Origin of the sequence: Nafulsella turpanensis ZLM-10, assembly GCF_000346615.1 — a bacterium.
In the GTDB taxonomy this organism is placed as follows: domain Bacteria; phylum Bacteroidota; class Bacteroidia; order Cytophagales; family Cyclobacteriaceae; genus Nafulsella; species Nafulsella turpanensis.
This window is the reverse complement of the sequence record NZ_ANNU01000036.1, coordinates 19,957-33,498: the sequence shown is the minus strand read 5'-3', so window position 1 is coordinate 33,498 and position 13,542 is coordinate 19,957. Positions and strand designations below refer to the sequence as shown.

General features: G+C 43.6%; 14 protein-coding genes. 3 read left to right on the top strand and 11 right to left on the bottom strand.

Going from position 1 to position 13,542, the window contains the following annotated elements; translation table 11 throughout:
* Positions 1 to 106 precede the first annotated feature (106 nt).
* The 4 genes from F752_RS0114485 to F752_RS0114455 form a co-directional block, all read right to left on the bottom strand.
* Positions 107 to 1,021, bottom strand: coding sequence for a glutaminase (locus tag F752_RS0114485; RefSeq protein ID WP_017732463.1), 915 nt, complete (start codon positions 1,019 to 1,021; stop codon positions 107 to 109).
* A gap of 3 nt (positions 1,022 to 1,024) precedes the next feature.
* Positions 1,025 to 1,561 (bottom strand): HD domain-containing protein, encoded by a 537-nt coding sequence (locus F752_RS0114480; protein WP_017732462.1) that lies wholly within the window; start codon positions 1,559 to 1,561, stop codon positions 1,025 to 1,027.
* A gap of 129 nt (positions 1,562 to 1,690) precedes the next feature.
* The gene (locus tag F752_RS0114475) at positions 1,691 to 2,647 is read right to left on the bottom strand and encodes a calcium/sodium antiporter (protein ID WP_017732461.1); all 957 of its coding nucleotides are present in this window, start codon (positions 2,645 to 2,647) and stop codon (positions 1,691 to 1,693) included.
* Between the two features lie 561 nt (positions 2,648 to 3,208).
* A complete protein-coding gene (locus F752_RS0114455) occupies positions 3,209 to 3,460 on the bottom strand; it encodes a hypothetical protein (RefSeq protein ID WP_017732457.1) in 252 nt (83 codons plus the stop codon).
* 342 nt (positions 3,461 to 3,802) lie between these two features.
* Between F752_RS0114455 and F752_RS0114450 the strand changes: the two genes are divergently transcribed.
* The gene (locus F752_RS0114450; protein ID WP_017732456.1) at positions 3,803 to 4,114 is read left to right on the top strand and encodes an ATP-binding protein; all 312 of its coding nucleotides are present in this window, start codon (positions 3,803 to 3,805) and stop codon (positions 4,112 to 4,114) included.
* 76 nt (positions 4,115 to 4,190) lie between these two features.
* Here the strand turns inward: F752_RS0114450 and F752_RS0114445 are convergent, their stop codons facing one another.
* The 6 genes from F752_RS0114445 to F752_RS25425 form a co-directional block, all read right to left on the bottom strand.
* On the bottom strand, positions 4,191 to 4,385 hold the full coding sequence (locus tag F752_RS0114445; RefSeq protein ID WP_017732455.1) for a cold-shock protein: 195 nt from the start codon (positions 4,383 to 4,385) through the stop codon (positions 4,191 to 4,193).
* Between the two features lie 273 nt (positions 4,386 to 4,658).
* Complete coding sequence (locus F752_RS25430) at positions 4,659 to 5,606, bottom strand: phosphate/phosphite/phosphonate ABC transporter substrate-binding protein (protein WP_017732454.1); 948 nt, start codon at positions 5,604 to 5,606, stop codon at positions 4,659 to 4,661.
* 488 nt (positions 5,607 to 6,094) lie between these two features.
* Positions 6,095 to 6,796 carry a DsbA family oxidoreductase gene (locus F752_RS0114435; RefSeq protein ID WP_017732453.1) on the bottom strand — a complete coding sequence of 234 codons (702 nt, stop codon included), beginning with the start codon at positions 6,794 to 6,796 and terminating at the stop codon, positions 6,095 to 6,097.
* Positions 6,797 to 6,817: 21 nt separating this feature from the next.
* Positions 6,818 to 7,456, bottom strand: a complete 639-nt coding sequence (locus F752_RS0114430; protein WP_017732452.1) for an NAD(P)H-dependent oxidoreductase — start codon at positions 7,454 to 7,456, stop codon at positions 6,818 to 6,820.
* Positions 7,457 to 7,541: 85 nt separating this feature from the next.
* Positions 7,542 to 7,835 (bottom strand): ArsR/SmtB family transcription factor, encoded by a 294-nt coding sequence (locus F752_RS0114425; protein ID WP_017732451.1) that lies wholly within the window; start codon positions 7,833 to 7,835, stop codon positions 7,542 to 7,544.
* Between the two features lie 241 nt (positions 7,836 to 8,076).
* Positions 8,077 to 8,694, bottom strand: a complete 618-nt coding sequence (locus F752_RS25425) for a DUF922 domain-containing protein (RefSeq protein WP_017732450.1) — start codon at positions 8,692 to 8,694, stop codon at positions 8,077 to 8,079.
* 227 nt (positions 8,695 to 8,921) lie between these two features.
* On the opposite strand from F752_RS25425, the gene F752_RS25420 reads away from it, so the two are divergent.
* Positions 8,922 to 9,944: a SanA/YdcF family protein gene (locus F752_RS25420; protein WP_017732449.1), complete on the top strand. Its 1,023-nt coding sequence runs from the start codon at positions 8,922 to 8,924 to the stop codon at positions 9,942 to 9,944.
* Position 9,945: 1 nt separating this feature from the next.
* On the opposite strand, the gene F752_RS0114410 is transcribed toward F752_RS25420, so the two are convergent.
* The gene (locus F752_RS0114410; protein WP_316928886.1) at positions 9,946 to 11,049 is read right to left on the bottom strand and encodes a glycosyltransferase family 2 protein; all 1,104 of its coding nucleotides are present in this window, start codon (positions 11,047 to 11,049) and stop codon (positions 9,946 to 9,948) included.
* Between the two features lie 253 nt (positions 11,050 to 11,302).
* Between F752_RS0114410 and F752_RS24240 the strand changes: the two genes are divergently transcribed.
* Positions 11,303 to 13,540: an exopolysaccharide transport family protein gene (locus F752_RS24240; protein ID WP_017732447.1), complete on the top strand. Its 2,238-nt coding sequence runs from the start codon at positions 11,303 to 11,305 to the stop codon at positions 13,538 to 13,540.
* The last annotated feature ends 2 nt before the right edge of the window (positions 13,541 to 13,542 follow it).

Below are 13,542 nucleotides of genomic sequence, written 5' to 3'. Positions count from 1 at the left end.
CGCCTGCAAAAATAGGCATAATTATATTTGCGGAGTCCTCTGATGTGAAAGAATGGCATCGACAGGAATGTGCCTGTCCTTATACCTTTGTCAGGTTGTTCACCAATCAGAATAAGGAAACCCCCAGCTTATCTGTCAAAATTTCAAGGGCCTTTATGCCTTTCACGCTGTTTCCCTTAGTGTTGAGCTCCGGGCTCCAAACGGCAATGCTGAAGCGGCCGGGAAGCACTGCTCCCACACCGCCACCTACGCCACTTTTACCGGGTAGTCCTACTTTGTAGGCAAAATCACCGGCTTCATCGTAAAAGCCGCAGGTAAGCATAAGCGCATTGATCCTTTTAATACTACTGCCATCTAAAATATGATCTTCACAAAAAACGGAATGGCCATCATTGGCATAGATAAGGAAGGCTTTTGCCAGCTGTTCGCAGCTCATTTCAAGGGAACAATGGTAGGTGTATACCTCTATGATCCTGTCAATGCTGTTGTCGATATTTCCGAACGACTTCATGAAGTTGGCAAGGGCTCTGTTGCGCGAAGAATGAGCCAGCTCCGACTGGTGAACCAGCGGGTTAACAGGTATCTGAACTTCGCAGGCAATGCTCCTGATAAAATTGTGGATGGCCTTCTCCGGATCCGGATACTGCGAAATAATGGCATCTGTAATTACTAATGCACCTGCATTGATAAAGGGATTTCTTGGGATACCATCTTCCTGTTCCAGCTGCACCAGAGAATTAAAGGGATTGCCGGATGGCTCAACATTCACTCTTTTCCTGAAGATATCCTTCATAACGGAAAAAGCCATGGTGAGCGTAAATACTTTAGAAATACTCTGGATAGAAAAACTCTTCTGGTAATCGCCGGTGCCGTAAATATTGCCTTTACAATCGACCAGGCATATGCCAAACTGGTTGGGGTCTACGAGACTTAGCTCCGGAATATAGTTAGCCAGCTGGCCTCGCAGGCCCATGACTTCCACTTCATGGTGTACTTCTTCTATAAGTGACTGGTAATCCATAATCTACTTTTTCAGTCTTGACTCCTGCAGCTCCAGCTTTGCCTTTTGTACCTCATAGCAGGCCCGCATAAAGAGTTTAAAGTTTCCGCCCTGCAGGGCTTCCACCAGAGCTTCCATTTCGGGAATATAGCGGCGGGCAAAATCTTTATCGTTTTTGAGGATATCCCGGGTGTTATCAATTACATCGGCCAGCTTAATGGTTTTGGCTTCTGTACTCATGTTTGCCTGCCGTGCCGCTTCCTTCTTTTTACGTTCGCGGCGGTTGAGGTTCGGGTACTTTTCCTTGATGTACTCATCGGTTAATTCATGCACGAGCCTGGCAATTTCTTTCCCGAACTTTTCTTCGATTTGCGCGTGGGTAACAGGAGTATCTTCCACCACATCGTGCAGGTAAGCAGCACATAACATAGCCTCTGTATGGGGAATGGTTTTAAGGGTCTCGACCAGGCGGATAGGATGTTCAATATAAGGTTCGCCGGTATATTTTCGATGCTGCCCTTCATGTGCCTGGCGGGCAAATGTTAAGGCTTCCTTGATCATATTTTAATCTTTTAGCTTATCTTATATAACAGTAAAAGCCCCCTTTTGTATGCTCCTGCTGCTTATTACATCCAAATGCCCGTTCAATTCTTCTCTCTTTCGGAAAGGTTTGGGTGATGTGCCGCAATATCAGCGATAGACGGAATATACAATAAAAGCTATGTAAATCAGCAGAAAAACAACTCCTTCGGCTTTCACTACCTTTCGTTTACCCAGTACAATGGTCGTCATAAACAGCAAAAAGCTGGCCAGTATGGTAATGGCAATATCGAAGTTCATGGATGGTTCAAAAGGCAGGGGCTGGATTAGCGCCGTAATGCCTAAAATAAAAAAGATGTTGAAGATGTTGGAACCTACGATATTTCCGATGGCAATATCGGCCTTCTTTTTATAGGCTGCTACCAGCGAGGTAGCAAGCTCAGGTGTGGAGGTGCCAACGGCCACAATCGTTAATCCAATCAATTTCTCACTCATGCCGAGTTGGCCGGCAAGGGAAACAGCTCCTTCTACCAAAAACTTTCCGCCAAAGAACAGCCCCAGCAGGCCAGCCACCATCAGCAGAATGGACTTCCAAATGGGCATCAATACCACCTGCTCATCAGTTTCACTTTGGTTTTTCGATATCTCGATAGTGTAAACCATAAAAATGATAAAAAAAGACAGAAGTACCAGGCCATCGATCCGGGAAATGAAGTTGCCAATTGGGTTGTTATCAATTAACTGATCGTTGGCTAAAAAACCCAAAACAATTGCAGCCAGCAGGCTGAGGGGAATTTCCTTCCAGGTAGTGTTTTTCTGAATTAGGAGGGGGGAAATAAGTGCTGAAAGGCCAACAATTAGAAAGATGTTGGCAATGTTACTTCCCAGTACATTGCCTATAGCGATGGCAGTGGAGCCCTGCAAAGCAGAAAAAAGGTTAACTGTTAACTCCGGAGCCGAGGTGCCGAAAGCCACAATGGTAAGCCCGATAACCAAATCCGGGATCCCATATTTTTTTGCAAGAGAAGAGGCACCATCAACTAACCAGTTGGCGCTAAAAATAACAAGAGCAATTCCTCCAATCAGATAAACCAGGTCAAGAAGCATGTTGAAAAAGTTTTAATGGTAATCAGGGCCTAAATATAGCATGAAAAAGCTGAATTCCGGATATATCAAAAAGAAGGGGAAGGCCTTTTCTGAAGCTGAAGGCTTCCTGTTATATGAGGTAGAAAACTAAAGAACTCAACTTTTAACGCCGAAAGCTTACGGGCAGAATAACTTTTATTTTTACAGCCTTCCCCGGAAAATGGCCGGCTTCCAGCGCCGCAGTTTTATTAGTACTCCAATCACCCCGCTTTCCAGTTTGAATCCTTCTTTTGTGAGAGGAGTAAAATCAGATAGTTCACCCTTTTCATCTATAATAAATTGGATCAGGGTACCACTTTTTGTGCTCTTCGTGCCCTGTCTGGGTACTCCAGATGCCCGGAGAGGCTTCCGTAAAAGGCTTTCATTCCTCTCCAAGGCTGTGGAGCTTTATCGTAATGGTAATAAATAGTACCCTGTTCCACGGGCCGTATGCCCTACCTTTCTACCAACTCCCCCTCAAGGTAAACTTCCCTTATCTGCTCGCCATTTCGTTCATCGATATAAGTTTCCAGACCGCTGCCATCAACTAATGCCATCAACTAATACTTCTTTCCCTTCGGTATCGCCAAGCTGTTCGTAAATTACCTTATTGTTTTCGCCTGTTATCTTAAACAGGGGAGTGCCAATTCTCCTGAACTGGAGCAGCTGAACCTTTTTGCTATGGAATAAAAGATTTCGGCCATACATAAACCTGTTCCCTTGATAGTATTTCACAATGGCATCCGCTTCGGCAGGGCTTTCCACTCCATACAGACTGGCAACCATTTGCAGCATATCGTTCCTGTAATCTTTTATTGTTTCAGGCTTTGCCTGAAGATAATAGAAGCGGACATTCGCTGTAGTATCATTGGTAGGTGTATGGAAACCTGATTCGAAAAAACGAATTTGCTGGGCATAAGAATTAAAGGCAATCAGGAGGAAGAGGAACAGCAGAATTGTCTTTTCTTATATATGAGAGCTATAACAGCAAGGGGTTAGGAAGATAAGGGAATAGTTTAGTACATCAAACTTAGGAAGTCTTCTTAAAGGCACCATTAAATATTGTAAAAAAGGCTTCAATTTTAGTGCAAAATTGGGCACCCTGTCCATTTATGGAGGCTTTACAGATATGGATGATTGCTGAAGAGTGGACCAACAGAACAGGTGCCGGTTAATGTGATAAAGAATGCTCTTGAAGCCGCTGCCCGACCTCAGGGGAAGGTGGAAGTTAAGATCCAGTCTGGGGAACTACAGATTCTAAATAACGGCAAGGGAATTCGTGCAGAGGTACAGGGAAAGCTGTTTTTGTCTTTCTATCGTACCAAGCCACAGGGGCAGGGTATTGGGCTAATGCTGGTGCGGGAAATTTTGCGAAACCACGGCTTCCGCTTCTCTCTCCAAACCCGCCCCGATGGATGGACGGAATTTAGAATAGTCTGGGAGCAATAACTTTGTGGAGTAAATAAATGGGCCTAAAAAAAAAGCCCCACACGGTGGTGCGGGGCTTAGAGGGATTCAATTTTTATTAGGCGTTACGCTGTACGTTTACCGCGTTAAGTCCTTTTCTGCCTTCTTCAAGGTCGTAAGTTACTTCATCACCTTCTTCAATCTCATGCACTAGGCCGGATACGTGTACAAAGTACTCTTTGTTTGAATTGTCATCTTTAATAAATCCGAATCCTTTTGATTCATTGAAGAATTTTACTGTTCCAGTATTCATATTGTATTGTTAATTATTATAGGGCAGCTTTTCTTTTAACAGCTGGAAATCCCACCTGCTTACTGCCTTCTTTACTAAGACCAAATATACGGTCTAAAAGTTTCATAAAAAGGGGCGGTAGAAAATAAAATTGTAAAAGAATTCTAATTTAAGCTTAAGGCAAGGGTTTTCTGCTGAAATATTTTTAGCTTCTCCTTCTTCTTCATGTCCTGAAATCCAGAAAGCCCTGCCTTATGAAAAGGCAGGGCAGAAAGGCTTCTGCGGGAACGTTGTTTAATCCAGGTAATAGTTGAGTATAAATAACAGGTCTTCTATGCTGCCGGAAATATTGCGAATGGAGTTATAATGTTCATCTTTAGCCGTAACAAAATTAGTGGCGTCATGTGCGGAAAAATTCTCCTGAACATGTTGCCATAAGGCAGGATCTTTTTCGTGTAGCTGAAGAAAGGCTTTCCTGATTTTTTTCTGGAGTTGCTTATCAAGCCCGCTGTTCATGATGACGGGAGTTTGGGTAATTGGTTCAGATACCCACAGGATGTTGAGGTCGTTTTTATTTACTTCGCCGGCTTCAATTTTTGCCTGTAGAATATTGTAGGCCATGGCTCCGGCATCTACTTCTCCGGCCAAAACTTTTTGCAGGCTGGTGTAGTGGTCGCCACTAAAGCTTAAGTCTTTAAAAGCTGTTTCTGCCTGGGCAATACCTTGTTTAATTAAAAACAGTCGCGGCACCAGGTGGCCCGAAGTGGAGGTGGGGTTAACAAACATAAAGCTCCGGTATTGGGCATTTGCCAGTAGCTCGTCCATATTTTTTATGCCTTTATCCGCTGCTGAAATAATACAGCTGTTGTAGGTGCTAGGGACTCCATCCTTTCCGCCTGTTATAACAAGTGGCGTAATAGGTAAGGAATCAGAAACACCCAGAACATATCCGAAAGAGTTAATAAAACCGACGTCTGCCTGTCCTGCTTTCATCTGTTCAAGTAATGTGGTAGACTTTTTAGCCGAAACGGTCACTACTTCCAGCTTCAGCTCTTTGCTGAGGTACGCTGCAATGGGCTTAATGGCTTCTAATCTTTTACCAGAGCCATTATCTGTAATAGTCAGGACTAACTTCTTTAGTTTGGCGGGAAGTTTTGTTGAAGCAGACTCCATTGCGGGCAGCTGTGAAATTCCGGTGAAAAGGGCCAGCAGGAAGAGGATTAATTTAAATCTTGTTTTCATATCAGGTTCTTCTGAATTTTAACAACTTAAGGCAAGTTAGCTGCTTGTTGAAATAAAATACCGTCGAATATACGTTACACATTACATGCATTGGTATATGTCTAATAAACCAAAGTTCTTATGGGGTAAGACTGATTGATCACCTAAGCGCCGGGAATTTTCAGGCCAATGAATATTTATGGTAAAGGAAGGACGCTGGTTCCAGCGGGAGTGGAAAAAAATACTCAGACAGCTTTAGAGCCTGTCTGAAGATTTATATTTTGAACTACAAGCCAATATTTTGCACGAATTCTTCCGTTTTTTATCAGGCAATAGCGCTGCTATTACCTTCAAAAAGAGATTTGCCTTCGCACAAAATATAAGCCTTTCGAAATCAACAATAAATTTAAACAGGCTCTGAGGGGTTAAAACAGCAAACACAAAAAAAGGACAGGAGTAATTTATTTACTACCTGTCCTTTTTTAGGTCTTCCCTTTACAATGAAATCTTTAGCAGTTACCATCAGGGCCGCAACTCGGACCGTCGGTTTTAATTTCTTCCAGTGCAGGAGCCACCTGGCCGAAAACACTTTTAAGAGTTTCGGCAGGTTGTGCTCCACTAACCATATATTTATCGTTAAATATAAAGGCAGGAACACCGTTTATGCCGGACCGCTGTGCCCAGCTTTCCATTGCCCTTACTTCTTCCACACCTTCCGTGGTGCTGAAAAAATTTTCCAGCTTTTCGGCAGGTATCCCATGCTCTATTCCAATTTGTTTGAGTTGCTCATGGTCATTTACATTTTTACCTTCGGTAAAATTGCTTTCAAATAGGGCATTGGCCACTGCTTCCTGTACACCATATTTTTCAGCCAGCCAAATGAGGCGGTGGCCGTTAAAGGTGTTGTGGATTACGGGCGATTTCTCAAAATTAAAAATCGCGCCTTCGGCCTGTCCCATTTCTTTAAGCTGTCGGTTTCCGGCATCCAGCCTTTGCAGTGCTTCTTTTCCATAATTCCGGATAAAATAATCCTCTTTCTTTTCACCTTCGGCCGGTGCATTTGGGCTAAGTTCAAAGGGTTTAAAGTTTATTTCAAAATCGAAATTATCTCCGGCTTCTGCCATTGCTTTTTGGAGCCGTTTTTCACCCAGGTAGCACCAGGGGCAGTTAATGTCGGATACGATATCTATTTTTATTTTTTGCTTGTTCATGTTTTTTTCTTGATAATTAGTTTACACCAGTTCTTCTGAAATAATAAATTTTTCTTTTTCTCTTCGCACCTTTGGCAGCTTAGCCAGCCAGTCGTTTTCGGCATCACGATAGCCTAAAGGCATTAGTGTTACACTTTTAAGGCCTTTTTCTTTGAGTTTCAGTAGTTCATCCAAAGCAGCATTATTAAAGCCTTCCATAGGGGTAGCATCTACCTTTTCGGCCGCTGCAGCCATTAAACCTGTACCAAAGGCAATATAAGCCTGCCTTGCAGCCCATTCGAAATTTTGTTCTTGTGTACGGTTTTTAGCCATATTCAGAAGGGAAGCCTTAAAATCGTTCAACGATTCCACCCCCACATTCCGCACAGAAGCGGTATGATTAATATACTCCTCAATCTGCTCCGGCTTTACATTATCCCAGGCGGCAAAAACAAGTAAATGAGAACTATCGACAATTTGCGACTGGTTAAATGCAATAGGCTGAATTTGTTTTTTTAGCTCCTGGTCTTCAATAAGAAGAACCGTATAAGGCTGTAAACCCATGGAAGAAGGGGCGAGCCTGATGGCTTCCAGGATGCGTTCTATTTTTTCTTCCGGCACACTCCGGCCGTTCATTTTTTTGGTGGCATATCGCCATTCCAGAGTCTGTAAAATATCCATAATTTTAGGTCATGCTCCTGAAAAATGGAATTTGCAGGAGTATATTTATATATTTGAATTCTTCGATTGGTTGATTTAAATTTTTTTACCCTTTTTCCCCGCTTAGCTGTAGTTGAAGTTCATCCATAAACATTCGAAGCGTTTCCCGCTTAAGGGTATATTTATAATTGCGGCCTTCTTTTTCTGCCTCAATTAATCCGGCTTCTGCCAATATTTTAATATGGTGGCTCACAGAAGGCTGGGCTAAATTTACGCATTCCTGAACGGCAGAGCAGGCTCCTGTTCCGCCATGCTGAGCCATAAGACGGAGCATCTTTAGCCGATTTACATCGCCCAGCGCCTTTGCTATTTTTTCAAGTTGTTTGAGTTGTTCTGCCATTCTATTATAGATACATTTAAATATATCGATTAGTTCCTGTAAGGCAGATTTCTTTCAAAAGATGGATTGGAAAGGGATTAACCGGATAAATAAAGGGTGTAAAAGATTACGATCTTCTTAAAAATTCAATTTCTTAGGTAGGAAGGCAAAGGATAATTAAAGAATGATGCTTCTGATAAGGAACAGGGGAGGGAAATTCCAGTTCTCCATTAGTTACAGGAAGCTTTTTAAGTCTTACAACTTAATTTCTGTTGGTCCAATCCGCTTTACTGATTTGGAGGTTGGCGGAAGGGTGACGGAGTTCCCTATCGACCAGCTTTCTCCATGCCTGTTGCTGTTCCTGCCTGATACCATGGAGGCTTTCTTCGTCGTATTGTTCCTGGGCCTTTAGCTGGGCTTGCTGATAATCTGCAATTACACTTTTGATTCCTTTGCGATCCCATTTATTTGCCAATGAATTAAGCTTTTTTTCAAGCTTAAGCGCATAAACTGCGGCAATATCGAAATGGAGCTGTTCATGTGCCAAAAGAAGATCATCTTTCCGCTCAGGTTGAACCCAGGAGCGTTGCCGGTCGAATACGGCCACCACACTAAAGCGCATAGGCCTTTCATCTTCCAGTTCTACATCTAAACCGGCATAGGTAACGGCTCCATGTATTTTGTCGGTGGCTTCGGGTTCTCCCCTGAAGTCATTCCAATGTAACAGACGGCTTGGCTGCCAAATCAGGAAATCGGGTGCCGGAAGGGAAATACCAGTCTTAGCTGACGGCAGAGGAGGTTCCTGCTTATCCAGGTCTGGTACGGATATAACTGAAAAGCTAAAGAAACTTACAAACAGTACAAGCAAAAATGAAGACATGTGCTAAAGGAAATAAGGTTCTGTTATAGATAAAAGGGTATGGAGCCCTGGATGGTTCCCGTGTGGAAGGGAGAACATACTTTCTTTTTTTCATCAGAAGCTGCTTAAAGAAAAGACTCAGTGAGATTATGCTTTGGAAACTACATCTGTAAATTTTTAGAAATTTCGTACAGCAAGCCAAGGGCAGGAATATTAAGTTTACCGGGCGAAAACGCATATATACTCTAATGAGAGGACTGAAATTTTTAGGTTACCTGCTGCTTTGTCTCCTGCTGGGGATGACCCTGCTTTCGTGGTACAACTATGGTTCCCTGCAGGTTCTGCTAACAGAAATAAAGGACTTTGGCAACTTTATTAATTTTGTGGTTGAGAAAGTTTCTTTTTACTTCTCCTACGCCGGTTCGTGGAACTACCTTATCCTTATGCTGTTACTGGCGTTTCTGGTAGTTCTGTATACCTGTAACGATTTATGGCTGGAAAAGTATCTTCATTCACGAAAACAAAAATCTTTTCTGCGGTTCGGCTATACCTGGTTGCTGCAGCGCTCCATGGCCTTTGTACTGCTGGCGATTGAGTGTGTTTTAATTGCGAACCTGTTTGTATGGAGCTATACCCGGCAGGGAATTATTTCAGATTTTACCTCTATCAAACATCCGCAAACTGTTCTGCTGCTGGGAACCAATAAAGAGCTCAGGAATGGTGAGGGGGCCAACCTTTACTTTACCTACCGCATCGATGCAGTAAGGGAGCTTTACCGGCAGGGAAAGGTAAAAAAGATCATTATTTCTGGCGATAATGGCAGAGTAGGTTATAATGAGCCGGCGGATATGCAAAATGCTCTTCTGAAAAAAGGAGTGCCTGCCTCCATTATAGAACTGGATTATGCAGGCTTCCGCACCCTTGACTCCGTAGTACGCCTGAAGGGGCACTTTAAAGTAAAAGATGCCCTTATTGTGTCGCAGCGATTTCATATAGAAAGAGCGCTGCTGCTGGCATGGCTGTATGATATTGAGGCAGTGGGTTATCCTGCAGAAGGATCTATGACCGTAGCCATGGCTGCCAGGGAGCTTCTGGCCAAGCCCAAAGCCCTACTCGATGTATTCGTGTTTAATATGCAGCCGCGCTATGGAAAAACATATGCGAAAGCTACTGTTAACTTAAACGACTCCAAAGACCGGGCATTTATTGGGGTGGTACTCTTTTGCTGTCTTTTTGCAGGCCTGATGGTCTGGCTGTTTTTTAATGATTAAGTCAGGCGGTTTCGCTATCGCTTGCTTGCCTCTTTGCCCGCTCCCAAAGCACCGATTGTCGGCCCCTCAGGTAGCGAAAAAAACCGGCATATACTGCATAATTCATCAGGAAGAAGTAGTAGGGGATAAAGAACACTTTTACCTTTAATTTTCGGCTTTCCAGCCAATAGCCGGCAAGTGCACAGGCATAAAACAGCAGCTGTCCTGCCAGTAGAAGCTGGTAAAGGAACAAGCCCTGCAGTGCCAGGCCAATATTGCAGAAGAGGAGGATCAGCAAGGCAAGAGGTGCCAGTGTCCAGCGAAGGACCCGGTGCGAAATATACTGGAAGCTGAGCATGCCGTAGCGAAAAGGGTTTAACAAAGCCTTTAGGCGCACAATGGCTTGTATACCACCAGCGGCTATTCGTACTTTTCTTTTAAGCTCTTCGCGCGAATCGGCCGAAGGTGGCTCCACTGCACGGGCTTCGGGTTCATATACTACTCTGTACCCTCTCTGGGCTATCCGCAGTGTCATATAAAAATCTTCGATAAGCGTATCGGCAGGTACATGCTCAAAAAGGCTGGTCCGGATGGAGAAGAGCTCCCCTGCTGCACCAACTACTGTATGTAGCTCAGAATCCCATCGCTTGAGGGTCGATTCGTATTTCCAGTAAAAGCCTTCACCTGCACCGGCAGCTGCATCCTGCTCCGGGCTCACCACCTGCTTTTCTCCCGCCACAGCTCCCACTTCAGGCCGCTGGTAATGACGCACAATTTTCTGTATAGCTTCTTTATTAAGCATGGTATTGGCGTCTGTATAAATAGTTATTTCGCTCGTTACGAGAGGCATGGCGCGGGCCACGGCAGCAATTTTGCCTTTTCGCTCAGGCTGGTGTAAAAGCTGTACCCCTGGGTGTTTTGCAACAATTTCTGGGGTACGATCGTTTGAACCATCAGTAATGAACAGCAATTGAAGCTTGTCCTCTGGATATTCCAGCGCTAAAGAATTTTTAATTTTTTGCTCAATGTCAAGCTCTTCATTGTAAGCCGCTACCAGCAGGGTAACGGTAGGGGTATAAACTTTATCGGGCTGCTTTTTTTCAGAGGACGAAAATAATCTTTTCATTTTTAGTAACACCATTAGCAGAAGGCCGTATCCGATATAGGTGTAAAAAATCAATCCCAAACAAATCCAGAATAGAATTAGCAGGCTGTACATTTAGTTGATATTTATAAATGAAAGTTAAATAACTGTAACACAGTATGTTAAAAATGGCTAATTTTGCGCAGGCAATTCTTTTATTGTGATTTAAATCATTTTAGAGTGTGAATGGTTCTATTCGTTTAAAAATACTTTTGCTTAAGATTTAATATAGAATATGGATATCTGGTCTTTTTTACGCGTCCTGCAAAGGCGAAAATGGCTTATCATCACCGTTACTTTAACGGCCGTATTGGCTACGTTTTTTATTACCATGAAGTTGCCCCAATCTTATAAATCACAGGCAACTCTTGCTACCGGCATAACTGATAACACAGAAGTTTCTCTGGAAGAGAACAACAGCTCCAACCCTTATGTTATCAACACCCGCTTTAGTAACCTTATTGAACTTATTACTTCCCGCAGGGTCATCAGTTTACTTTCCTACCGTCTTATGCTCCACGATCTTACCAGCGAAAACCCCTGGCGGAGTGTAGAACCTTTGAAAGAAGAGTATTCAGAAGAACTTATTGCTAAAGCAGCCTTACTGTTCGAGAATAAGCTCGATTCTATGGCCACGCTTGGTGCCAGCGACAAAATAGACTGGGTGATGCTGGATATGCTGGAGGAAATGGATTATGATGAGGAATCAATCCGTGAAGACCTGGTTATTAACAGGCCTGTTGGTTCTGATTTTATCGAGATTGAGTTTGTTTCTGAAGATCCCCATCTCTCAGCCTTTGTTGTTAATGCCCTGAGTGAAGAATTTCTTCGCTTTTACCGGACTACAAAGGTAAAACAGGTGGAAAACTCTCTGGAGTTTTTTGCTAACCTGGTTGAAAAGAAGAAAGAAGAACTCAATGAAAAGGTGGCCGCACTTCAGGCTTTTAAAGAACAGAATAGTGTAATAAACTATGGAGCTCAAAGTGCCAATATGTTAGATCGTATAGCCCAGCTGGAGAATAGCAGGCAGGAAGAAACAAAAAAGATTATGGGTTTGCGCCGGGCCATCAGCAATATAAATTATCAGCTGAGCGGAAATGCCGAAACAGATTACGGAGATGGAGCAGCCCGGAACAACCGCCAGATGATCGAGCTCCGGAACCGGATAAGTACTCTTAATAACCGCTATATCAGCGGAGGGATGCAGGACCAGGCATTGGCCGATTCGATCCAGCTACTCCGTAATCGCCTGGATGGCCTTATTGGTCAGTCAAACGAAGAAAACCTTTATCGCCCGGATATTACCCGGCAGGAACTGGCCTCTATGAAGGTAAAGAACCAGATAGAGCTGGAAATGGCGGAAGCCCGATTGGCTACCATTGAAAATAAGCTGCTTGAAATGGAGCAGCAGGCCTATGGGTTTAGCGAAAACGAAGGGGAGATTGCAAGCCTCGAATCTGCCATTAGTGTGGCCCGGGAAGAGTACCTGCAGGTGCTGGATAAGTTTAATACTGCCCGCAATGCCTCTTTGAGTATTGCCAACCGCCTGGAACAGGTAGAACCCGGTGAGCCTGCTTATGAACCGGAAGATTCCCGTCGCCTGCTTATTATTCTGCTGTCCGGAGCAGCCAGCTTCTCGCTTTGTGTGGTGTTAATTTTCTTCCTTGAGTTTGTTAACATGCGTATAGACTCTCCTTCGAAATTTAAGACGCATGTTAGGCTCCCTTTGCTGGGGTCTCTCAATAAGGTAAGCCTGACGGGTTTTGACCTTAAAGCCCTTTTTGCCGGCGAAAATAAAGATGAAAACAGGGAGGTATATAAGCAGATGCTCCGAAAGATTCGCTTCGAAATAGAAAGCGAAAAACCTAAATCTATTCTGGTTACAAGCAATAAAAAAGGGGAGGGAAAAACCTTTACTATTATCTCTCTCTCTTATGCGCTAAGCCTGCTGGATAAACGGGTACTCATCATTGATACTAACTTTAAAAATAATACCCTTACAAAAATATTCATGCCTTCTGCCAAAGCAGATAAGTTTCTGGAAGCAAGCAATGTTCTGCGGGACCCCTACAAGGAAACAAAGCTTTTACAGGAAGCAGGTGGAGAAAGAAATGACCGCTTAAATGGACACTCTACTCTTATTACGCCTACTCGTTTAAAAGGGATTGATCTCATTGCCAGCCGTGGAGGCAGCATGTCGCCGGCAGAAATCTTCATGAGCAAGAACTTTAAGGAACTTATCGCTGAACTGGAGAAGGAGTATGACTATATCATTATGGAAGGGGCTGCCATGAATGAATATTCCGATACCAAAGAGCTGGTTAATTTTGTAGACAAGGTAATTACCGTGTTTTCGGCAGAATCGACCGTGGGACAGGTAGACAGGGAAACGATTAATTTCCTCAGGAATCTGGATCAAAAACTCATTGGTACTATCCTCAACAAGGTAGAGCCGTATAACCTCAAACTCTAAGA